Source organism: Arsenicicoccus dermatophilus (assembly GCF_046267915.1).
Taxonomy (GTDB): Bacteria; Actinomycetota; Actinomycetes; order Actinomycetales; family Dermatophilaceae; genus Arsenicicoccus; species Arsenicicoccus dermatophilus_A.
Genome location: NZ_CP176520.1, coordinates 1,526,927 through 1,549,179 on the forward strand (window position 1 = coordinate 1,526,927; position 22,253 = coordinate 1,549,179).

At 74.1% G+C, this 22,253-nt stretch carries 20 protein-coding genes; 16 read left to right on the plus strand and 4 right to left on the minus strand.

The window, feature by feature from the left end; all coding sequences use genetic code 11:
• The first annotated feature begins 269 nt into the window (after window positions 1-269).
• The 6 genes from ACK2IS_RS07485 to cobM all read left to right on the plus strand — a co-directional run bounded on the left by ACK2IS_RS07485 (window position 270) and on the right by cobM (window position 6,461).
• Complete coding sequence (locus tag ACK2IS_RS07485; RefSeq protein ID WP_409485512.1) at window positions 270-1,418, plus strand: hypothetical protein; 1,149 nt, start codon at window positions 270-272, stop codon at window positions 1,416-1,418.
• Between the two features lie 95 nt (window positions 1,419-1,513).
• On the plus strand, window positions 1,514-1,876 hold the full coding sequence (locus ACK2IS_RS07490; protein WP_409485513.1) for a cobalamin biosynthesis protein: 363 nt from the start codon (window positions 1,514-1,516) through the stop codon (window positions 1,874-1,876).
• Window positions 1,877-1,880: 4 nt separating this feature from the next.
• Window positions 1,881-2,957 carry a cobalamin biosynthesis protein gene (locus ACK2IS_RS07495; protein WP_409485514.1) on the plus strand — a complete coding sequence of 359 codons (1,077 nt, stop codon included), beginning with the start codon at window positions 1,881-1,883 and terminating at the stop codon, window positions 2,955-2,957.
• Window positions 2,954-4,471, plus strand: coding sequence for a cobyric acid synthase (locus ACK2IS_RS07500; protein WP_409485515.1), 1,518 nt, complete (start codon window positions 2,954-2,956; stop codon window positions 4,469-4,471). Before ACK2IS_RS07495 ends, ACK2IS_RS07500 begins: the two co-directional genes overlap by 4 nt.
• Window positions 4,472-4,479: 8 nt before the next feature.
• On the plus strand, window positions 4,480-5,694 hold the full coding sequence (cbiE, locus tag ACK2IS_RS07505; protein WP_409485516.1) for a precorrin-6y C5,15-methyltransferase (decarboxylating) subunit CbiE: 1,215 nt from the start codon (window positions 4,480-4,482) through the stop codon (window positions 5,692-5,694).
• Window positions 5,691-6,461, plus strand: a complete 771-nt coding sequence (gene cobM, locus ACK2IS_RS07510) for a precorrin-4 C(11)-methyltransferase (RefSeq protein WP_409485517.1) — start codon at window positions 5,691-5,693, stop codon at window positions 6,459-6,461. Before cbiE ends, cobM begins: the two co-directional genes overlap by 4 nt.
• A 77-nt stretch (window positions 6,462-6,538) precedes the next feature.
• On the opposite strand, the gene ACK2IS_RS07515 is transcribed toward cobM, so the two are convergent.
• Window positions 6,539-7,282 (minus strand): SGNH/GDSL hydrolase family protein, encoded by a 744-nt coding sequence (locus ACK2IS_RS07515; protein ID WP_409485518.1) that lies wholly within the window; start codon window positions 7,280-7,282, stop codon window positions 6,539-6,541.
• A gap of 106 nt (window positions 7,283-7,388) precedes the next feature.
• Entirely contained in the window at window positions 7,389-8,507 is a 1,119-nt protein-coding gene (locus ACK2IS_RS07520) for a cobalt-precorrin-5B (C(1))-methyltransferase (RefSeq protein ID WP_409485519.1), read from the minus strand.
• A gap of 34 nt (window positions 8,508-8,541) precedes the next feature.
• Between ACK2IS_RS07520 and ACK2IS_RS07525 the strand changes: the two genes are divergently transcribed.
• From ACK2IS_RS07525 to ACK2IS_RS07570, 10 genes are all read left to right on the plus strand, one after another.
• Window positions 8,542-9,279 carry a cobalt-precorrin-6A reductase gene (locus ACK2IS_RS07525; RefSeq protein ID WP_409485520.1) on the plus strand — a complete coding sequence of 246 codons (738 nt, stop codon included), beginning with the start codon at window positions 8,542-8,544 and terminating at the stop codon, window positions 9,277-9,279.
• Window positions 9,276-10,247, plus strand: a complete 972-nt coding sequence (locus ACK2IS_RS07530) for a hypothetical protein (protein ID WP_409485521.1) — start codon at window positions 9,276-9,278, stop codon at window positions 10,245-10,247. The genes ACK2IS_RS07525 and ACK2IS_RS07530 overlap by 4 nt, the downstream gene beginning before the upstream one ends.
• Before the next feature lie 182 nt (window positions 10,248-10,429).
• Window positions 10,430-10,783, plus strand: a complete 354-nt coding sequence (locus ACK2IS_RS07535; RefSeq protein ID WP_409485522.1) for a hypothetical protein — start codon at window positions 10,430-10,432, stop codon at window positions 10,781-10,783.
• A 30-nt stretch (window positions 10,784-10,813) separates the two neighbouring features.
• Window positions 10,814-11,752: an alpha/beta fold hydrolase gene (locus ACK2IS_RS07540; protein ID WP_409485523.1), complete on the plus strand. Its 939-nt coding sequence runs from the start codon at window positions 10,814-10,816 to the stop codon at window positions 11,750-11,752.
• Window positions 11,753-11,756: 4 nt separating this feature from the next.
• Entirely contained in the window at window positions 11,757-12,323 is a 567-nt protein-coding gene (locus ACK2IS_RS07545; protein ID WP_409485524.1) for a GNAT family N-acetyltransferase, read from the plus strand.
• A 39-nt stretch (window positions 12,324-12,362) separates the two neighbouring features.
• Window positions 12,363-12,920 (plus strand): SigE family RNA polymerase sigma factor, encoded by a 558-nt coding sequence (locus ACK2IS_RS07550; RefSeq protein WP_409485525.1) that lies wholly within the window; start codon window positions 12,363-12,365, stop codon window positions 12,918-12,920.
• On the plus strand, window positions 12,917-14,065 hold the full coding sequence (locus ACK2IS_RS07555) for a hypothetical protein (protein WP_409485526.1): 1,149 nt from the start codon (window positions 12,917-12,919) through the stop codon (window positions 14,063-14,065). The genes ACK2IS_RS07550 and ACK2IS_RS07555 overlap by 4 nt, the downstream gene beginning before the upstream one ends.
• Window positions 14,066-14,232: 167 nt before the next feature.
• Entirely contained in the window at window positions 14,233-15,600 is a 1,368-nt protein-coding gene (locus ACK2IS_RS07560) for a hypothetical protein (protein WP_409485527.1), read from the plus strand.
• Between the two features lie 74 nt (window positions 15,601-15,674).
• Window positions 15,675-19,046 carry a bifunctional lysylphosphatidylglycerol synthetase/lysine--tRNA ligase LysX gene (gene lysX, locus ACK2IS_RS07565; RefSeq protein WP_409485528.1) on the plus strand — a complete coding sequence of 1,124 codons (3,372 nt, stop codon included), beginning with the start codon at window positions 15,675-15,677 and terminating at the stop codon, window positions 19,044-19,046.
• 2 nt (window positions 19,047-19,048) lie between these two features.
• Window positions 19,049-19,540: a hypothetical protein gene (locus tag ACK2IS_RS07570; protein ID WP_409485529.1), complete on the plus strand. Its 492-nt coding sequence runs from the start codon at window positions 19,049-19,051 to the stop codon at window positions 19,538-19,540.
• Window positions 19,541-19,749: 209 nt separating this feature from the next.
• Here the strand turns inward: ACK2IS_RS07570 and ACK2IS_RS07575 are convergent, their stop codons facing one another.
• Together ACK2IS_RS07575 and ACK2IS_RS07580 are read right to left on the minus strand one after the other, a co-directional pair.
• On the minus strand, window positions 19,750-19,929 hold the full coding sequence (locus tag ACK2IS_RS07575; protein ID WP_409485530.1) for a DUF664 domain-containing protein: 180 nt from the start codon (window positions 19,927-19,929) through the stop codon (window positions 19,750-19,752).
• Window positions 19,930-19,979: 50 nt separating this feature from the next.
• Complete coding sequence (locus ACK2IS_RS07580) at window positions 19,980-22,208, minus strand: catalase (RefSeq protein WP_409485531.1); 2,229 nt, start codon at window positions 22,206-22,208, stop codon at window positions 19,980-19,982.
• Window positions 22,209-22,253: the final 45 nt, after the last annotated feature.

The following is a 22,253-nucleotide window of genomic DNA, read 5'->3' on the forward strand; positions in this document are numbered from 1 at the left end:
GCACTCTCGTCGGACATCCTGGTCCTGGGCACCGGGGCCTCGTCGGCGGGCCCGACGTCGGGAGGTCGCCGGGCGACGACCGAGGGCGCGGGCCGGTCGGCGAGATGCCGGTCCCGCAGGTTACCAACCACGGTGACCGCCCTCCGGCATACCCCTGAACGGACCCCGGAAAGCCTCTCGCCCCTGCCGTGGAACGCGGAAGGGGAGTAGTTTCGTCCTGAAAGGGAGTGCCCGTCCGGGCACACACCGCTCGACAGGGGGATCCACTCATGCGCAAGCACACCACGATCGTCGCGGGCCTCGTCGCGGCGCCGCTGATCCTCGGCTCGGTCACCGCCTGCGGCGAGCAGAAGGCAGGCACCACGGGCTCCGCCGCCAAGCTGGCCGGCAGCAACGGCCAGGACGCGCACGCCCGCTACCAGGCCGCGGTCGACAAGACCGCCGACACGACCAAGCAGCGCGTGACGATGCGCTTCGACACCTCGCCGGAGAACCTCGCCACGATGGTCGCCGACCTGGCCACCAGCAAGAACGACAAGCCGCTCGACCCCAAGATCGCCAAGCTCATCACGTCGAGCCGCGTCGTCGTGGACACCCAGTCCACCGGCGCCAGCCTCAAGGACGAGAAGGACCCGGCCAAGCTGCGCACCCGGATGAGCTGGAAGACCGACTCCGACCTGGTCAACCTGGCCATGGCGGCCCAGAGCATGTTCTTCAAGGTCGACCTGGCCAAGATCGCCGACCAGACCGGCGCGTTCACCATGAAGCAGGTGACCGCCTCCGCGAGCGGCATGCCCGGCTGGATGCAGGACGTCATCGCCGGCAAGTGGGTCGGCGTGGACAAGGCCACGATGGACAAGCTCGCCAGGTCCGCCCCGGGTGCTGCCGCGCCCGGTCGCCCCACGGAGATGTCGGCCCAGCAGCGTCAGCAGCTCACCGACGCGATGAACAAGAACATCGACACCAACGCGACCTTCGGCGGCGAGGGCGACGACATCGCGATCACGCTCAAGGCCAAGCCCTTCGTCAACACCTTCCTCGCCGACATGCAGCGGATCCTGCCGCAGCAGTTCCCGGCCAGGAGCATGACCGAGATGCAGGGCATGGCTGCCAAGATCAAGGCGGACAGCACCCTGGCGATGACCGCGACGCTGGCCGACGGCAAGATCACGTCGACCAAGTTCGACCTGGGGCAGATCATCGGCCTGGTCGACGAGTCGACCGTCCCGGCCAAGGACCGGGCGAGGTTCAGCCAGCTGAAGGCCAAGAACCTCTCCCTGCCGATGGTCGTGGAGTACTCCGATCTCGACGGCGACGTCGAGGCCCCCGCCGGTGCGCGGATGATCACCCAGGCCGACATCGACCAGATGGTGGGTGGCCTGCGCCGCGGGATGCCCACGACGCCGGCCGCCAGCTGACCCCGAGCACCACGACACCGGTGGCGCCCGTCCCTTGGGGGATGGGCGCCGCCGGTGTCTGCGCGTCCGGGGCGCGGACCAGGCATGATGGCCCGATGGACGAGCTGGTCGTGGGCGTGGGGACGCGGGCCGGGGCGGACCCCGAGGTGGTGCGGGCCCTGGTCGACGACCTGCGTGCCGGACGTGAGGTCGCGGCGGTGGTGACGGCCGGGCGCAAGGCGACGGAGCCGGCGGTGCTCGCGCTGGCGGCATACCTGGGCGCGCGCCTGCAGGTGTATGCCGACGAGGAGCTGGCGGGGCAGCCCGTGGCCGAACCCAGCGAGCGGGTGACGCGGCTCGTGGGGGTGCCGAGCGTGGCGGAGGCCGCGGTGCTGGCCGCCGGCGGACAGGTGCTCGGTCGGCGGCGGTGCCCGGTGGCGACCGCGGTCCTGGGGCGCCGGCGCTCTTCGTTAGGGTGACCCGGTGACGTTGCTGAGGGACGCGGGACCGCGCGCGACCGGGCTGGTGCTCGGCTGGCTGCTCGACGCGGCGCTCGGGGATCCCCGCCGCGGTCATCCGGTGGCGGCCTTCGGGCAGGCGGCCTCCCGGCTCGAGCGGGTGACCTACCGACCCACCCGCCTCGCCGGCGTCGGGCACGTGACCGCCCTGGTGGGGCCGGTCGTGGTCCTGTCCGCCCTCGCCGAGCGGAGCCTGCGCCATCGCCCCGCCGCCCGGTGCGCCGCGACGGCGGTCGCCACCTGGACCGTCCTGGGCGGCACCAGCCTGGCCCGCGAGGGCGAGCAGATGGCCCGGCTGCTCGAAGCCGGTGACCTGCCTCGGGCCCGGGCTCGGCTGTCCCACCTGTGCTCCCGCTCGGCGGACGGCCTCGGGCCGGACGAGCTGGCGCGCGCGGCCACCGAGTCGCTGGGCGAGAACACCGCCGATGCCGTCGTCGCTCCGCTGCTGTGGGGCGCGGTCGCCGGGCTGCCCGGTCTCCTGGGGTACCGCGCCGGCAACACGCTCGACGCGATGGTGGGCTACCGCAACGACCGCTACCGCGAGTTCGGCTGGGCGGCGGCGCGGCTCGACGACCTGGCCAACCTCGCCCCGGCGCGGGCGTGCGCGGCCGCCGCCACGGCGCTGGCGTCCCGGCACGGGGGTGACCCCCGCGAGTGCCTGCGCGCCTGGCGCGAGGACGCACCGCATCACCCGAGCCCCAACGCCGGACCCGTCGAGGCGACCTTCGCCGGAGCGCTCGGGGTGCGGCTGGGCGGAGCCAACAGCTACGACGGGGAGGTGGAGGACCGCGGCGTGCTCGGACGCGGCCGCCCGGTCGTGTCGGCCGACCTCGCCCGCGCCGTGCGGCTGTCCCGCGCGATCGGTGCGGTCACGCTGATGGTGGCGTCCCTCGCGGCCGCCGTCGCCGAGCGCTCCCGGCCCGGCACTCCGCCGCTGCGACGGCGCGGCCTGTCGTCACCACGTCGCGCCCCGTCGTCACCGCGTAGCGGCGGCCTACCCGCCCCGCACCGCCCCGCCACGACCTCGAGGAGAGGCGCATGACCCAGGGCCTGCTCGTCGCCGGCACCACCTCGGACGCCGGCAAGTCGCTCGTCACCGCCGGTATCTGTCGCTGGCTCGCGCGCCAGGGCGTGCGGGTCGCGCCGTTCAAGGCGCAGAACATGTCCAACAACTCGATGGTCTGCCCCGACGGCGCCGAGATCGGGCGGGCCCAGTGGGTCCAGGCCCTGGCCTGCGGCGTCACCCCCGAGGCGGCGATGAACCCCGTGCTGCTCAAGCCCGGCTCGGACCGCCGCAGCCACGTCGTCCTGATGGGGCAGCCGTGGGGCGAGCTGCAGGCGGGGGAGTGGGCGACCGGCCGTCGGGCGCTGGCCGAGGCGGCCTTCGAGGCCTTCGGTGACCTGCGGTCCCGCCACGACGTCGTCATCGCCGAGGGCGCCGGCTCCCCGGCCGAGATCAACCTGCGGCCCGGCGACTACGTCAACCTGGGGCTCGCGCGGGCCGTCGACCTGCCCGTCGTCGTGGTCGGCGACATCGACCGGGGCGGGGTGCTCGCAGCGTTCTACGGCACGCTCGGGATCCTCGACCCCGAGGACCAGGACTGCGTCAAGGCCTGGATCGTCAACAAGTTCCGCGGCGACCTGGGCCTGCTCGAGCCGGGCCTGCGGATGCTGGAGGAGCGCACCGGGGGCCGGCCCGTGCTGGGCGTGCTGCCCTACCTGCAGGACGTGTGGCTGGACTCCGAGGATGCCCTGGCCATCTCCGGGTGGTCGGCGCGCGGTGCCCGGGGCGTCCGGAGCACGCAAGACCCCTTGCGGGTGGCGGTCGTCCGTCTCCCGCGGGTGAGCAACGCCACCGACGTGGACGCGCTGGCGCTGGAGCCCGGCGTGCACGTCGAGATCACCACCGACCCGGTCGCGGTCGAGTCCGCCGACCTGGCCGTGCTGCCCGGCTCGCGGGCCACCCGCAGCGACCTGGCCTGGCTGCGCGAGCGCGGGCTCGCCGACGCGGTGGTGCGGCGGGCCGAGGCCGGACGACCGGTGCTGGGCATCTGCGGCGGCTACCAGATGCTCGCCGAGCAGATCCTCGACCCCGAGGGCGTCGAGGGGCTGGGTGTCGGGGGGGCGGGCGTCGGCGACGGCCGCGTGGCGGGGCTGGGGTTGCTGCCGACGCGGGTGACCTTCGAGCGCGACAAGCACCTGGGCACCCCCACCGGCGAGTGGCACGGCCACCCCGTCACGGCATACCTCATCCATCACGGCGTGAGCGAGCGGGTCGACGACCCGACGGATCATCGGTACGCCGAGACGACCCCCTTCCTGGACGGCTGGCACCGCGGCGCCGTCTGGGGCACCACCTGGCACGGCGCCTTCGAGAGCGACGCCTTCCGTCGGGCCTTCCTGCAGGTGGTGGCCGGGCGCACCCGTCCGGGCTGGGCCGTCGACGGGCAGGCGGTGTCCTTCGCCGAGCAGCGGGCGACCATGCTCGACCGGCTCGCCGACGCGGTCGAGGAGCACCTGGACACGCGTGCGCTGCGAGAGCTGATCGGACTGTGACCCGGCAGGTGACCGTCGTCGGAATCGGCGCGGACGGTTGGGCGGGGCTCGGCGACCGGGCCCGGGAGGCCGTCGCCGGCGCCGGCACGATCGTCGGCAGCGAGCGCCAGACCTCGCTGGTGGCGGGGCGGCACCAGGCCGACGTGCGGCCGCTGCCGGTGCCGCTGCGCGAGGGTCTGCGCCCGCTGGTCGGGGACTGCGACCCCGATCGGCCGGTGGTGGTGCTCGCCAGCGGCGACCCCATGCACTTCGGCATCGGCCGGACCCTCGCCGAGGAGCTCGGCCGGGACCGGGTCGAGGTCATCGGTGCGCCGTCCTCGCTGTCCCTGGCCTGCGCCCGGATGGGCTGGGGCCTGGAGGACGTCGACGTGGTGTCCGCCGTCGGTCGCCCCCTGGAGACCCTCGCCCTGGTGGCCCACCCCGGGCGGCGGCTGCTGGTGCTGTCGCGCGACGGTCTCACCCCGGCCGGTGTGGCCCGGCTGCTGGACGAGCACGGCCTGGGCCGCAGCCTGATGTGGGTGCTCTCGGACCTCGGTGGGCCGCAGGAGCAGGTGGTCGAGGGCGTTGCGGGGAGCTGGCAGGAGGAGCCCGCCCCGGCGCTCAACGTCGTCGCCGTCGAGTGCCTCGCCGAGGAGCCCACGCCGGTCGGGCTGGTGCCCGGTCTGCCGGAGACGGCCTACGACACCGACGGGCAGATCACCAAGCAGCACGTGCGGGCCGCCACGCTGGCGGCGCTGCGGCCGCTGCCGGGCGAGCTGCTGTGGGACGTCGGCGGGGGATCGGGCAGCATCGGCATCGAGTGGATGCGCGCCCACCGCACCTGCCGGGCGATCGCGATCGAGCCCCGCGGCGACCGCGTGGCCCGGATCGAGCGCAACGCCGCCCGGCTCGGGGTGCCCGGGCTGCGGGTCGTCCACGGCCGGGCCCCGGAGGACCTGGCCGGGCTGCCGCGTCCGGACGCGGTGTTCGTCGGTGGTGGGCTGACCGCCAACGACCTGGTGCCGACCGTGCTGCAGGCGCTGCGCCCGGGCGGGCGGCTGGTCGCCAACACCGTGACGCTCGACTCGGAGTCCTTGCTGTTCAGCATGTTTCGCACGTACGGCGGGTCGCTCACCCGCCTCGAGACCAGCCACGCGGACGCGGTCGGCGGCTTCACCTCGTGGAAGCCCGCCCGCCCCGTCACCCAGTGGTGCGTCGTCCGACCGGAGGAGCTGCCCTCGTGACCGTCCACTTCATCGGCGCCGGGCCCGGCGCCCCCGACCTGATCACCGTGCGCGGGCTGCGGCTGCTGCAGCGGTGCCAGGTCGTGCTGTACGCCGGGGCCCTGGTCCCTGACGAGCTGCTCGCCGAGTGCGACCCCGAGGCGCGGCTGGTGGATACGGCCCACCTGGACCTGGACCAGATCATGGCCGAGATCCAGACCGCCCACGACGCGGCGCAGGACGTGGCCCGGCTCCAGTCGGGCGACCTGTCGGTGTTCTCCGCGGTGGCCGAGCAGGTGCGGCGGCTCGAGGCCGCGGGGATCGACTACGCCATGGTGCCGGGGGTGCCGGCCTTCGCGGCGGCGGCCGCCGCCCTCGGCCGCGAGCTCACCGTGCCCACCGTGGGGCAGACGATCATCCTGACCCGGCTGTCCCGCAACGCGTCCGCGATGCCGGAGCACGAGACGATCGCCAACCTAGGCCGCTCCCGGGCGCTGCTGTGCCTGCACCTGGCGACCCACCTCGCCGACGAGGTGGTCGAGGAGCTGGCGCCGCACTACGGGCGGGACTGCCCCGCCGCGGTGGTGGCGATGGCCTCCCGCCCGGAGCAGGTCGTCTGGCGCGGCCCCCTCGGCGAGCTCGGTGACGCGGTGCGAACCCACGGGCTGCGGCGCACCGCGCTGATCCTGGTGGGCCAGGTGCTCGCGGCATCGGAGTTCCGTGACTCGCACCTGTACTCCGGCGAGCGCGACCGCCACGACTGCGTGCTGCCGCCGCCCATCGCCTGAGCCGCGCACGGGCCACGCCCTGATGCTCGATCGGGCCGGTCCCTCGCGGGGACCGGCCCGAGGGGGCACGGCGGCGGTCAGCGGTGCAGGTAGGGCAGGACGTTCTTGCCGATCGCCTCGCCGAGCTTGCGGCCTCCCACGTCGTCGGGGTGACACCCGTCGAGGGTCTCGGCGGTGGTGATGACGCCCGCGACGTCGGAGAGCACCACCGGTCGGCGCAGCCGCTGCTGGCGGGCGACGACCCCGGGCAGGGCGCGGTTGAAGGCCGTGATCTGGTCGGCGGGGGCCCAGGTGTCCGGGGGCAGGGTGTTGACGACGACGCGGGTGCCGGGCTTGGCCCCGGCGATGGTGTCTAGCAGGGTGTTCATCCGGGTGGTGGCGGTGGCGGCGCCGTGGCCCTGCTCCAGGTCGTTGCTGCCGGCGAGCAGGACAACGACGTCGGGGCGGTAGTACCGCACCGAGGTGTAGGCGCGGGGGGTGAGCTGATCCAGCCGCCAGCCCGGGTGTCCCTCGTGCTGGTTGTCGCGGTAGTACCAGCCCGGCTGGGCGACCGACCCCACGAGGTCCACGGGGCGCCGGTTGACCGAGAACAGGTGCAGCATCCAGCCGCGGTAGCCGATGCGGTAGCCCTGGTCGGTCAGCGAGTCGCCGACGGGCATGACGCGGGTGGGTGCAGTCAGGCTCACCGCAGGTGAGGTGGTCGGCTGCGGGGTGACGCCGAGACGGTCGGCGGGGCCGGGGGCCGCCCCGGCGGGGGCGGTGGCGGCGCCGAGGGCGGCGAAGGCCGCGAGGACGGTCGCGGTCGCACGAGCACGGAACACGAGGGACTCCTGGGGCAGGGGGAAACCTGGGTGAGCGCGAAGAGTCACCGTCGGACACCACCCACCTGGGACGAGGGCTCATGCTGATGGCGTAGGGCGGGCCTCCTCAGGCCTTGCCCACGATGGTGCCAGATCGGTCGATGCACAGGACCTCGATCGCCACCGGAGCCGTATCGACGACACCGAGCGCGACGTCCCGGGCGGCCTGAGCCACGGCGTCGCCCAGGGGAACTCCCGCCTCCTGGCACAGCGTGAGCGCCTCCAGGCCGGTGTTGACCTGCAACAACCGGTCGACCAGGCCCGGGTGGTCCTCGGCCCCGACGGAGGCGGCCAGCGAGGCGAGATGCGCCTTGTCCACCTGAGAACGACCTGAGTGCAGGTCCAGGTGTCCGTTGGCGAGCTTGGAGATCTTGGCGAAGCCGCCGCAGATGGTGAGCCGGGGCCGGGGATGCTGCTTCAGGTACTTCAGCACGGCCCCGACGAAGTCACCCATGTCGAGCAGGGCCGGGGTCGGCAGGTCGTACAGCTCGGACACCACCCGCTCGCTCGTGGACCCGGTGCAGCCGGCGACGTGCTCCAGGCCGAGCGCCTCGGAGACGTCGATGCCGCGGCGGATCGAGTCGATCCACGCCGAGCAGGAGTAGGGCACCACCACTCCGGTGGTGCCGAGGATCGACAGTCCGTCGAGGATCCCGATGCGGGGATTCCACGTGTGCCGGGCCATCTCCGTGCCCTGGTCGACGCTGATCTCCACCACCACGTCGGGGTCGGGGGCGCCCTCGGGCACGTCGCCGACCCGGCGCAGCGCGTCGCGCATCATCCGGCGGGGGACGGGGTTGATGGCGGGCTCGCCCACCGCGAGCGGCAGACCGGGCAGCGTCACCCGCCCGACGCCGTGGCCCCCGACGAAGGTCACCCCCGAGCCGGGCTCGCCCGCGCTGACACGGGACCGCACCACCGCGCCGTGGGTCACGTCCGGGTCGTCGCCCGCGTCCTTGGTCACCGCCGCCTGCGCCCAGCCGTCGCCCCGGTCGTGGGCGGTCAGCGCGAACGCCGGAGTGCGGCCCTTGGGCAAGGTGATGACGACCGGGTCCGGGAACTCGCCATGGCGCAGAGCGGCATACGCCGCCGCCGTCGCCGCGGTCGCGCAGGCCCCCGTGGTCCATCCGGGCCGCAGCCCGGTGTGCTCGAGCTGGCCCTCGCGACCTCCGGTGACCTCCGCCATGAGGAGCATCATCCCACTGTGATGGGATGGCTCGGTGACCACCCGAGTGTTGCTCCTCGGCGGGACCGTCGAGGCCCGTCGGCTGGCCGGGTTGCTGGCGCAGCGACCTGAGGCGCATGCCGTGACCTACTCCCTCGCAGGGGTGACCTCCGCACCACGCCTGCCCGCCGTGGCGGTGCGGGTCGGCGGCTTCGGTGGGGTCGACGGGCTGGCCCGCCACCTGCGTGAGAACGACGTCGACGTGGTGGTCGACGCGACGCACCCCTTCGCCGCCCGGATGAGCCATCACGCCGCCGCAGCCGGCGCCGCCACCGGGGTCCCCGTGGTCGCGCTGCGCCGTCCCGGATGGACCGAGCAGCCCGGCGACGACTGGCACCGCGTCCCCACCCTGGCCGAGGCCGCCCACGTGGCTGCGGCGCTGGGGCGGCGGATCTTCCTGACGACCGGGCGACAGGAGGTGGGCGAGTTCTGCGGGCTGCGAGACACCTTCTGCCTGGTGCGGGCCGTGGACCCGCCCGACGTGCTCCCGCCGTATGCCGAGCTGGTGCTCGCCAAGGGGCCGTTCACGGTCGCCGACGAGCTGGCGCTGATCCGCGAGCACGCCCTCGACGTGGTCGTCACCAAGGACAGCGGCGGGGACGCCACCGTCGCCAAGCTCGAGGCCGCCCGCCGGCTGCGGCTGCCCGTCGTGATGGTCGACCGCCCCGCGGTGCCCGACGTCCCCGAGGTGGGGACCCCCGAGGCCGCGCTCGCCTGGCTGGACGCGCGGTGAGCGCCGTCACCCGGGAGCAGGCCCAGGAGATCGTCCGGCGGCAGGGCATGCGCGGCTGGTGGCTCGGGGCAGCCGCCTCGGTCGCTCTGACGATCGGCGCAGCCCTGACCATGCGCGGCCTCGATGCCCGGAACCCCGGGCCTGCGCCGGCGTGGCCGTGGATCACGGCCTACCTTGCCCTCGGCCTCGCGTGCGTCGCCCCCGGGACCCGCCGCAAGCGGGCCCGCGCGATCGCCGGCGCCGCCGACCTGTCCCTGCTCACCGTCGTCCGCGAGCCGCGGGACGGCAGGGCCTCGCTGCGGGACGAGCAGGGGCGCCGCTGGCTGTCGACCAGCGGCCGGCTCGGGGCGGCGGGCAGCCGGGTGTGGGCGACCCCGCTCGCCCCCGGGGAGTCCTACCTGACGCTCCCGGCCGACGGAACCGGTCGCCTGCGCTACGCGCTCCGGCCCGCCACTCCGGTCCGGGGCCGGGACGACGACCCGCCCCTGGACCCCATCTCGGCCACGGCGCTGGTGCGGGTCCTCGGCGCCGAGCCCAACGGCACGGTCCTGCTCCGGGTGCTCAACGGGCTCTGCGGCGGCACCGTCCCCCTGGCGCTGGGAAGCCTGCTGCGCACGCACGGCGCGCCGGGCGACGTCCCGCTGCCGGCGGCGTGGATCGTCGTGACGGTGGCCACGCTCTGCGGGGGCTGGCGGTGGCACGCCGACCGGGCCCGGGCCGCCCGGTCGGTCCCCGAGGCGGTGCCGGCCACGGTCGCCGCGGTCGCCGACGACGGCACCCGCACCCTGGCCCTCCCGGACGGGACGACCTGCCGGGCGCGCTGGCGCCGGCCGTACGCCGTCCCGGGCGCCCGGGTCTGGCTCGGGCGGCCGACGCAGGGACGCGGAGCCTTCGTGCTCGTGCCGGGCGTGGTCGACGAGGTGGCCTATGCCAAGCACGGTCTCGTCCCCGGGGAGGTGGAGGCATGAGCGGTCACCGGCTCAGCCACGACGAGGCGCTCACGCTGCTGCGGCGCCACCGGGACTGGGGCGCGCTCGGTCAGCTGATCTTCTGGGCGGTCGTGTGCCCGGCCCATGCCTGACACCTCGCGGCCGGTTGGAGCGGTGCGCCGGACCGGCGGACGGAACGGATCGTCTTCGTCGCGACCAGCGTGTTCTTCCTCCTGTGGGCGGCCCACGAGGTGCTGGCCCGCCACCGGCTCCGCGGCCGGACGACCCGACTGGTGGCGGGCGTGGCGGCCGCCGGGCGGACCGACCGGTCGGCGCCGGGGTGGCTCCGGCCGCCCCGACTCGTCGACCGCGACGGCGTGCTCTGCTGGCAGGGCTGGCGAGCCTGGCCCGGCCGGTGGGCGCAGGCCGGTGACACCGTGTGGGTGACTCCCGGCAAGCCCGGGCGACGGTGCTACGCCGTCCTCCCCGGCGAGCGTCCCGTGGTGCGCCACCTGACCGTCGCGAGCGGCGCAGCCGTGGGAGCCTGGCCTGCGCCTGCCGACCCCGAGTCCTAGGGTGGGCCGGACCCCACCGAGGAGAGCGCCATGCCCGCGACCCGCAGCACCCTGACCACCCACGACGGCCTCCCGGTGACCCTGCACGAGTGGGCGCCGCAGGGGCGGCGTCCCCGAGGCACGGTCGTCGTCGCCCACGGGATGGCCGAGCACGCGGCGCGCTACGACCGGCTGGCGTCCGAGTTGGTCGAGGCGGGCTGGGCCGTCCTCGCGCCCGACCACCGTGGGCACGGGCTGACCACAGCCGTCGAGGAGCACGGCTACCTCGGTGACCACGACGGGTGGGGGAGCGTCGTGCAGGACCTGCGAGCCGTCGTCGCCCGGGCCCGGGCGACCCACGAGGGGCTTCCCGTCATACTCCTCGGGCACTCGATGGGATCCCTGCTGGCCCGCACGCTGGTGCTCGACGCCTCCGCCGAGGTCGACGGGCTGGTCCTGTCCGGCACCGCCGGGGACCCGGGCCTGCTGGGGCGGGTGGGGCTGCGGATCGCGCGGGCGGAGAAGGCGATCCGTGGCCCGCGCCACCGCAGCAGGCTGATGGACCGGCTGACCTTCGCGGGCCACAACAGGGCCTTCGCGCCCACGCGGACCACGTCGGACTGGCTCAGCCGCGATGCCGCCGCCGTGGACGCCTACGTCGCGGACCCTGCGTGCGGGGCGGTCTTCACCACGAGCTTCTTCACCGACCTGCTCGGCGCCATGCCCGCCCTCAACGACCCGCGCCGGATCGCCCACGTCCGACCCGACCTGCCCGTGCTGCTGCTCGCCGGGGACGCGGACCCGGTCGGGGGCAACGGCAAGGGCGTGCGCGAGGTCGCCGAGCGCTACACCGAGGCCGGTGTGCGCGACGTGAGGGTGATCCTCTATCCCCAGGCCCGGCACGAGATCTTCAACGAGACCAACCGCGACGAGGTCGTCGCCGACCTGATCGGCTGGCTCGACACGAGATTCCCCGCGCCGCAGGGGTGAGGCCGTGGACCTCGAGCTGCCCCTGCCGTGGCCGCAGGACCCGCCGCGGGCGCAGGACGTGGTGCTGCGCCGGTTCGCCCCGCGCGACGTGCCGATGCTGCGCGACCTCGCGACCGATCCCTATGTGGCCGCGACGACCACGCTCCCGCGCGACGCCACCCAGCTGGACGCGCTGCGCTTCGTGCAGCGGCAGCTGACCCGACCCGCCACCGGGCGCGGGTGGTCCTTCTGCGTGGCCCGGGCCGCGGACGACGAGGCGGTCGGTCAGATCGGGTTGTGGACCGCGGGGCTCGGGCAGGGTCGGTGCACCGCGGGCTATGCGATCGCCCCGTCGGCGCGCAGGCAGGGGTATGCCGGGAAGGCGCTGCGCGCACTCACCGCCTTCGCGTGGACGATCGCGCCGGTCCACCGGGTGGAGCTCTACGTCGAGCCCGACAACGCCGCGTCCCTGCGCACGGCCACGGCCGCGGGCTTCGCGCGGGAGGGGCTGCTGCGCAGCCACCAGGAGATCGACGGCAGGAGGGCGGACATGGTGCTGCTCGCCGCGATCCGTCCGGATCGGTCCCGGTGACCTGTCAACCGACTCGGCGCCCACCCCGTCCGTAGGGATGTGATCACCGACCTGGCGACCCACGAGGCCGCCGACGCCGGAGCCACCGGTCGTGCCACCGGACCTCCGGACTTCGCGGACTTCTTCGCCGAGCAGTCCGACGGGCTGGTGCGCCTCGCCTATCTCCTCCTCGGCGACGCGGAGGCCGCCCGGGACTGCGCGCAGGACGCCCTGACCGGGGTCTACGGCCGCTGGCGGCGCTTCGACGGCTACGGGCAGGCCCTGGCCTACACCCGGGCCAGCGTCGTCAATCGCTCCCGCGACCAGCTGCGGCGCCGACAGACCGAGCGCCGGCACGCACCCACGCTGCAGACCGACGCGCTGCGCGCGGTGGGAGGTGATCCGAGCGGCCAGGTCGCCGAACGCAGCTCGCTGTGGCCGCTGCTGCTCCGACTGCCCGACCGGCAGCGCGAGGTGCTCGTCCTGCGCTACTGGCTCGACCTGCCCGAGCGCGAGATCGCCGAGACTCTCGGCGTGCACCCCGGCACCGTCAAGGCCTCCGCCTCCCGCGGCCTGGCCACCCTGAACCGCCTCGTCCAGCAAGGAGAGTCGCGATGACTGATCTCCTCGAGCAGCAGCTGCGCACCGACCTGCGCGACGCCGCCGACAGCCTGCCCCCGGAGGCCACGCGCCTCGTCCACCCCGCCCTCCTCGGCCCCGAGGCCGACCTCGACCAGGAGTGGGGCGTCGAGGAGCTGCCGCGGCGCGCGCGGCTGCGGCGACCGCTCGCCGTCGCGGCCTCCGTGGCAGCGGCAGCCGGGCTGACCGCCGGCGTCGTGGTCGCGGGCCCCCGGCTCACCGGGGCACCCCCGGCGGTCACCCCGGCGCGGGTCCAGCAGGCGATCACCGACCTGCGCGCGATCGAGCACATGCGACCCCGGCTGGAGCAGCTGCAGCAGGAGGAGGAGGCGAGATGTATGGCGGCCCGGGGATTTCCGATCTACGTCCAGTGGTCCGCACTGGCCGAGCTGTCGCCGGAGAGCGCGCTCTCCGGCGCGCGTGACCCTGCCCAGGCGAGACGGCTCGGCTACGGGCTCGTGACGGAGCGCCGACGACAGGAGAGATTCGTCAAGGTCCCGTCCGACTACCTCGTGGGCTACTCGGCGGCCAGGAGTCCGGGCGAGACGTCGTGGAGCACTCGGCTGCGCCGAGCAGGGATGAGCTTGCTCGCGGATCGTGTTCCCCAGCGACCGGGCTGTGCCCAGCAGGCAAGGGACGAGGTCTGGGGCGAGGACGCAGCCGTCGGCCGGGAGCTGGAGGATCAGCTGTACACCCGCCTGAGCGAGGCCATGGGCTATCGCGTGCTCCGCGGCAAGGATCACGGCCCCCACGCTCAGGTCGGCGCCCTCTCCTGGCGCAGGTGCATGCTGGCCGACCCGGCCGTGGCACCCGCGGGAACGCACCCGGATCCGCGGACGTCGCTGCCCCAGTGGCTTGCCGGGAGCCTGCGCAGGGATGCCGGAACCTCCTCGGACAACGAGCTCGTCCCGCGATCAACCGCCCAGCTGACCCAGGCCGCGGCGCGGGAGCGGGCCGTCGCGGTGCGGGACGTCGTCTGCAGCAGGCTGCCCGAGGTGCGGCGCGAGGCTGCTGCGGCGGAGCGCTTCCAGATGGAGCTCGCCCTGAGGTCTGCGCCGCCCGACACGGTGGACCTGCTCCCACGGTGGCGGGCGGCGCTGGAGCGCGTCCTGGCGCGGCACTGACGTGGTCGGACCACGACCGGCGGAACTGCGCGCGGTGGTGAATGCGTCTGCAGATCATCCGGAGAGATCGACAAAACACCGTGAAATCTGTTGGACAGCGGATCAATACTCAGTATGTTGAGGTGGGCGCGGCTCGGGGGAGCCGGCGCCCGAGGGACGGGGGACCCATGACCACGCTCGACCTGCACCCGACGCGCACCACCTCACCGGCCGCGGCCCGGTCGCAGGGCGAGAGGCCGCCCTGCGACCGGGGGCGGGACACCCCCGAGGGCGGGGGGCGGGGTGTGCCGGTGGTGATGCCGGCCGCCGCGGCGGCGCTCGCCCTGATGGGGCTGCGGGTGCTCCTCGCGGCCCGGCTGCCCGGTCACGGTTTCGACATGTGGTGCTTCCAGGACCGGGGGCGGCTGCTGGCGCGCGGGGACTGGCTGCAGTTCTACGACCGGGCCAGGTCCGGCGACCACCTGCCGGGCGACCTCGTCCTCCATGGCCTCCTCGCGAGCGCCTGGGCGGGGGCGGGCGGGGTGATCCCGTCGTGGGGCTACGGCGTCGCGATCAAGATGGTCGCCATCCTCGGTGACCTCGGCGTGGCGGCGGCGGGCGGCGCGCTCGTCGCCCGCCGGCACGGACCCCGGGCAGGCTGGTGGACGTCCGTCGTGCTCCTCGGCATACCGCTGCCGCTCCTCGTAAGCTCCTGGTGGGGCCAGTGGGACTCCGTCTCCCTCGCCCTGGTCCTGGCCGGTGCGCTGCTGCTCGACAGGTCCCGACGCGCGCCCCAGGCCGGTGGTGTCGCCCTGCTGGCCTGGGCGACGCTGATCAAGCCTCCGCTGGCCCTGGTCGTCCTGCCCCTGGTCCTGTGGCGCTGCGTCCGTGGCGGGCCGCTGCGCTCGCTGGCCGGGCTGGTGGGGTGCGCCCTGGTGGGTGCCTCGACGGTGTCGTTGCTGGGGGTCTTCTTCGGGGTCGGCCTGGTCCGGGTGGGCACCCGGTGGTCGGTGGTGGACCGGTTGTCCTCGGCGGCAGGGGAGTTCGACGCCGGGACCCTTGGGGCGATCAACGTCTGGATGTGGCTCCCCAGCCCCAGCGGCAGCGACGCCCAGCTGGTGCTCGGCGTCCCGGCGCGCGCCTGGAGCCTGGTGGGTGTCGGACTGTGGTGCCTGGTGAGCTGGGGGCTGGGCCTGCGGGCCCGAGGCCGACTGCCGGGCATCACGCTGCCGCTGGCGGTCGGCGCGAGCTGTCTGGCCGGCTGGCACCTGCTGGCCACGCGCTGCCACGAGCGGTACGTCTTCCCGGCGGCCGTCCTGGCGGTCGTGGTGGCTGCCCTGGACGGGCGCCGGGTGGGGTGGGTCGCGGCCGCGGGCCTGGTCGCCGGAGGCACGGTGGCGGTGTGGCTGGGCCTGACGGAGGTGATGAACGGTCCGGGCGAGCTCGCCCTCAACCGCTCACTCGCTATCCTCGTGCTCGTCGCGTCGGGTGCCGCTCTGGCCGTCCTTCAGCCCGCGCCAAGCCGGGAGTGCTTGGCTGGGGAGGTTCGGGCGTGAGGGGAGCCGGCCGCCCTCACCTCCGAGCTCGACCACGGACCTGCTGACCAGAGAGCTGCATGAGCACCCGAACCATGCCTTCCGACCTCGCCCGCACCAGCCGGCTGCCCCGCATCGCCGGGGACGTCGTCACCTGCGGTGCGGTCTGGTCGGCCATCTCCCTGGTCCTGCCCCGAACCACCTGGCCGCGGGTCGTGGACGAGGTCTTCGGTCTGGTCGGGGTGCCGGTCGCGCCCAACCTGTTCATCGCCGCGCTGCTGGCCATCGTCGGCGAGGCGCTGCGGCGGGGCCTGCGGATCGCCTGGGGACTGGTGCTGGCGGTCGAGACGGTCGGCATCGCGGCCTACGCCACGAGCGTGGTCGTCCTCAGCCAGCACCTGGAGGACCGGATCCCGGGTCACGGCCTGTGGGGTGACGTCCCCACCTCGATCGCCATGGCCGACACCGTGGCCGGGGCCGTCATCAGCGTGGTCCTGATCACGCTGTTCTGGCGGGCCCGGCGGGCCTTCCCCGCGCACACGCGGCCGGGCGCGCTGCAGACCGGCCTGGTCACCCTGGTGGGCGGGCTGTCCGTGGTGGTGCTCACGGTGTTCTGCCTCACCTGGGTGACCCCCGGCAACCTGGCCACCGGCGCCGAGCGACTGTGGTGGTCGCTGCGCCGGACGCTGGGCTTCTCCCTGCCGATCGGGCTGGAACCCACGAACCACCACGGCAGCCACACCCTGGCCACCCTCGCCGGGATCTTCGCGGCAGCCGTCCTGCTGCTCGCGATCTGGCGATTCCTCAACGGCGCGCGTCAGGCCTCCCTGATGACGGCCGACGACGAGCTGCGGGTGCGCGCCCTGCTGGCGCGCGGCGGCGACGCGGACTCCCTGGGCTACTTCAGCACCCGGCGGGACAAGTCCGTGGTGTTCGCGCAGGACGGCTCGGCGGCCGTGACCTACCGCGTGATCGGCCCGGTGTGCCTGGCGTCCGGCGACCCCGTGGGGCCGGTCGAGGCCTGGCCGCGGGCCGTCGAGGCCTGGCTGGACGTGGCCCGGGACCACGCCTGGCACCCCGGTGTCCTGTCCGCGTCGGAGGCGGGGGCGACGGCGTACGTCGCCGCCGGTCTGCGCGCGCGCCCGCTCGGCGACGAGGCCGTCATCGACGTGGAGTCCTACACGCTCGAGGGGCGCCTGATGCGCCCGGTGAAGCGAGCCGTCGCCCGGGTCCGCGACGCCGGCTGCACGATCACCGTCGAACGGCACCGGGACCTCGCGCCCGAGGTCCTCGCCGAGGTGGTCCGGCTCGCGGACGAGTGGCGCGGCGACGAGCCCGACCGGGGCTTCTCGATGGCGCTCAACCGGCTCGGGGACCGCAGCGACGGACGCAACGTCGCCGTGCTCGTGCGCGACGCCGACGGGCACCTGGTCGCCCTGCAGTCCTTCGTGCCGTGGGGGACCCGGGGGCTCTCCCTCGACGTGATGCGCCGTGCCCCGCGCGCCGTCAACGGCGTCAACGAGGCCATGGTGAGCGCGCTCGTGGAGGCCGCCCCCGAGCTCGGCATCCGGCACGTCTCGCTGAACTTCGCGATGTTCCGCAGCGTCTTCACCGGCGCGGACAAGGTCGGCGCCGGTGTCGGGGTGCGGCTCGCCGACCGCCTCCTCACGGTCGCCAGCCGCTACTGGCAGCTGGAGTCGCTCTACCTGGCCAACGCGAAGTACCTCCCGCGCTGGGAGCCACGGTTCGTCTGCTTCCAGACCGCGGCGGTCCTGCCGCAGATCGGTCTGGCCGCCGGCGTGGCCGAGGGCTTCCTGCCCGGCCGGGCGGTGGCCGTGACCCGCACGGGGGAGGACCTGGTCAGCCTGGACGGCGCCGAGCCCCGCCCCTTCGCCGACCTGGTGAGCGAGCAGGACGCCGCCCTGCTCGCCCCCAAGCGCCCCGACCGGCGGATCGGCGAGCAGCAGCAGGTGCGACTCGCCAAGCTGGCCCGGCTCGCCGACGCCGGCATGGAGGGATACCCCGTCCGGGTGCCGCGGACCTGCGAGCTCGCCGACGCGAGGGCCGCCGCCGAGGGCACCGGGCCGGTCGAGCAGGACGCCTCACGGCAGGCCGACCCGGCCGCACCCCGAGAGCTCTCCGTGACCGGGCGGGTGCGGGCGCTGCGCGACCACGGTGGCGTGGTGTTCTGCGAGATCGAGGAGCGCGGCACGAGGTTGCAGGGCGTGCTGGAGCGCTCCCGCGTCGACACCGGGCAGCTGGCGCTGTGGCGCCGGGCCGTCGACGTGGGCGACCACGTGTCCCTCACCGGCATACCCGGTCGCAGCCTGCGCGGGGAGCCCTCCCTGCTCGTCACCCGGTGGATGATGGCCGCCAAGTGCCTGCGGCCGATCCCGACCCGGCCGGGCAGCTTCACCAACCCCGAGGCGCGGATGCGCCAGCGCTACCTGGACCTGATCGTCAACCCCGAGGCGTCGTGGATGATGCACGCCCGCTCCCGGGCGGTCGCCGCCATCCGGCACGCGTTCACCCAGCGCGGCTACATGGAGGTCGAGACCCCCATGCTGCAGGCGGTGCACGGCGGGGCGAGCGCCCGGCCCTTCCGGACCCACATCAACGCCTACGACGCCGACCTCTACCTGCGCATCGCGCCGGAGCTCTTCCTCAAGCACCTGTGCGTCGGCGGGCTGGACCGGATCTTCGAGCTCAACCGCAACTTCCGCAACGAAGGCGCCGACGCGACGCACAACCCCGAGTTCACCTCCGTCGAGGCCTACGCCGCGCACGGGGACTACAGCACCATGCGGGAGCTGACCCGCGAGCTGATCATCGAGGTCGCGGTGGCCGTCCACGGGGAGCCGGTCGCCGTGCGGCCCACCGCGGACGGCGGCAGCGAGCAGGTCCGGCTCGACGGTCCCTGGCCGGTGATCACCGTGCACGAGGCCGTGTCCCGCGCCGCCGGCGTCACCCTCACCTCGGGGTCGTCCCGGGACGAGGTCGTCGAGGTGGCCCGGCAGCACGGCATCCACGTCACCTCGGCCATGACGACGGGAGAGCTGGTCGTGGAGCTGTACGACGAGCTGGTCGAGCGGCAGACGACCTTCCCGACCTTCTACACCGACTTCCCGCTGGAGACCTCCCCGCTGACCCGCACCCACCGCAGCGACCCGACCCTGTCCGAGCGATGGGACCTGGTGGCCTTCGGGGCGGAGATCGGGACGGCCTACAGCGAGCTGGTGGACCCGGTCGACCAGCGCCGGCGCCTCACCGACCAGTCCTTCAAGGCGGCGGCGGGAGACCCGGAGGCGATGGAGATCGACGAGGGCTTCCTCACCGCGCTGGAGCACGCCATGCCGCCCACCGGCGGTCTGGGGATCGGCGTGGACCGCCTGGTGATGATGCTGACCGGCACCAACATCCGCTCCACGCTGGCCTTCCCGTTCACCAAGCCGCTGGAGCAGCGCTGACCATGGCCACACCGACCCGGGAGCAGGCGTTGGAGGTGCTGCGGCGCCGGCCGCCGCGCGCCCGCCGGGGAGCCGACCTGCTGTGGGCTGCCTGGGGCGGTTTCGTCATCTCCCGTGCCGTGGCCGACCTGACCCGGGGCCAGCGTGAGACCTACCTCGTCGTCGCGCTGCTCGTCGGGCTCGGTCTGGTGGGTCTGGGCCTGGCCGCGTGGTTCGAGGTGCTGCCGCGACGGCGCAGGCTGCGCGGTGTGCCCCTCGATCAGCTCGTCCTCGTGACGTACCAGCAGCTCGTGCCCTCGGGCAAGAGGATCCTGCGGGACGAGGACGGGCGGGTCTGGCTGCCCGGCCAGCTGCCACGGGGGGTGTCCTTCGGCGACCAGCTGTGGGTCACCCCGCTGGAGGACGGTCGACCCTTCGCGGTGGTGCTGCCCGACGGCACGCGCGCCGCCGTGGTCCACGACGTCCGCCGCCGGGACGACCTGCCGCCCCGCTGAGCAGCTCTGCGGCCTGGGCCCTGGTGGGTCCCGCGCCGGCCCCGGAAGACATCGCGCCCACCAGGTCGACGGGCCTGGCGCCAGGTCCGCCTCGACGAAGGGCGCCACGACGCCGGTGATCTGGTGCCCCTCCCGCGCCGCGGCCTCGCCCGTCCGGGCCACGTCGAGGGACGGGGCGCGTCGTGGTTCGTCATACGCCCGCCCTGTCCTCAGCAGCCGGTCCGGCTGTCGACCGCCTCACGGAGCAGGTCCAGGTGCCCCAGGTGGCGGGCGCACTCCTCGATCAGGTGGATCAGGACCCACCGTAGGTCGAGCTGCTGACCGTGCCGCCGGCGGACGACGGGCCGGTCCCTCCGGTCGCTCCGCCGGGCACGGACGGCGGGGGCCACGAGCCGAGGTGCTCGTGACCCCCGCGGTCACGGGGTCGCGGAGACGGTCCTCAGGCGATCGCCTCGGTGCCCTTGCGGTCCCAGTGACGGTCCTGGGTCAGCCCGGCGACGAAGGCCGAGGCGATGGCGCCGGCCCCGTCACCGAGGACCAGTCCCGGGGCTGTCTGCGCGCCCACCAGGGACGTCACGAAGGCCTTGGCGTCCCCGCTGCCGCCGACGGTCTTGAAGTGCTTGAAGGCCTGCAGCACGTAGGCCTTCGCCGCACCCAGCGCCGTGATCGTGGTGACGCTCTCCTTGCCGGAGGCCACGTAGACCGCGTCGTAGAGCACCGGTGCGGTCGAGGTGAAGGTCTGCGTGGCCGTCACGGAGCCGCCGGTAGCGCGGATCGTGCCGAGACGCGGGCCGACGACGACGGCGGTGGCGCCGGCACCCTTGAGGGCCGTGGCCATGGCCGCGACGTCGCCACCGTCCACCCCGTCGGCCACGAGGATCGCGACCTTGCGGGTCGCCGCGGCCTTGGGGGTGCGCTCCTGGCTCAGGGACGGGGACGGGCGGGCCGAGACGACCTGCCCAGCGGGCGCGGGCAGGCCCAGAGCGGTCGCCACGGCCTTGGTCAGACCGGTGTCGATGCGGGCCAGGTGACCCAGGATGCGCTCCCGGATCGGCTGGGCCTCGACCTTGGACAGCTCGAAGGCGAAGGCCTGGGCGACGTGCAGCTGCTCCGGCGCCGTCAGGCTGATGTAGAACATCCGCGCCTGCGTGTAGTAGTCGTTGAAGGAGGCAGGACGCTCCCGCACCTTGGCCCCGGAGACCGGCTCGCGGTAGCTCACGAAGCCGCCCTCGGCCGCCGAGGAGACCTTGGGCGCGTCACCGCGCGAGTTGGGGTTGTAGTTGACGTCGCCCGGGCGGGCGGCGAACCGCATGTAGCCGTCCTGCTCGAAGGTGTTGACCGAGGACCGGGGCCGGTTGATCGGCAGCTGGGAGAAGTTGGCGCTGTTGAACCGGTTGAGCTGGGTGTCCAGGTAGGAGAACATCCGGCCCTGCAGCAGCGGGTCGTCGGTCACGTCGATGCCGGCCACCAGGTGGCCGGGGTGGAAGGCGACCTGGTCGGTCTCGGCGAAGAAGTTGTCCGGGTTCTTGTCGAGCGTCATCGTCCCCACGACCTGCAGGGGGGCGACCTCCTCCGGCCACAGCTTGGTCGGGTCCAGCACGTCCACGCCGAGCCGGGCCACGTCCTTCTCCGCGACCAGCTGGACGGCCAGGTCGTACTGCGGGCCCGTGCCGGACGCGATGGCCTCCGCCAGGTCACGGCGGTGGAAGTCGGGGTCGGCGCCGTTGATCTTCACGGCCTCGTCCCAGACCACCGAGTGGACGCCGAGCTTGGCCTTCCAGTGGAACTTCACGAAGGTGCCCACGCCCTTGGCGTCCACGAGACGGAAGGTGTGGACACCGAAACCGTCCATCATCCGGTAGCTGCGCGGGATGGCCCGGTCGGACATCGCCCACATGACCATGTGCAGGGTCTCCGGGCTGAGTCCCACGAAGTCCCAGAAGCTGTCGTGAGCGGTCGCGCCCTGCGGCATCTCCTTGGCCGGCTGCGGCTTGAAGGAGTGCACCAGGTCGGGGAACTTGATCGCGTCCTGAATGAAGAACACCGGGATGTTGTTTCCGACGAGGTCCCAGATGCCCTCGGACGTGTAGAACTTCGTGGCGAAACCACGGGCGTCGCGGACGACGTCGGCCGAGCCGCGCGAGCCGTTGACGGTGGAGAAGCGCACGAAGACGGGCACCTTGGCGCCCACTTCGGTGAGCACCTTGGCGGTGGTGAAGCGGGCGAGGGACTTCGAGAGCACGAAGGTGCCGTGGGCCCCTGCGCCGCGGGCGTGGACCACGCGCTCGGGGGTGCGCTCGTGGTCGAAGTGCATGATCTTCTCGCGGAAGTGGAAGTCCTCCAGCAGCGCCGGACCACGGGCGCCGGCCCGCAAGGTGTCGGAGTCGCTGGAGAGCCTGGTTCCCTGGGCGGTGGTGAGACGGTCGCCCTCGTTGACCTTGTCCCCGGTCAGCAGCCCGGCGGACGGGACTGTCGTGGCGGCCTGACCCGCCTCGGGGGCGTGGGCGGCGGCGGGCTGGGCCGCCACGACACCGACGGCGGCGGCCGCGGCTCCGGCCACGGTCGAGGCCTGGAGCACCGTGCGGCGGCTGAGGCCCGAGGGCGAGGCGTCGTGGGCCTGCTCGGTGCTGTCGGTGTGCAGGTGGGGGGCGGGGGACTGCTCGTGCATGGATGGGCCTCTCGGACAGGGCGACCACACACCGGGCCGCCGGGG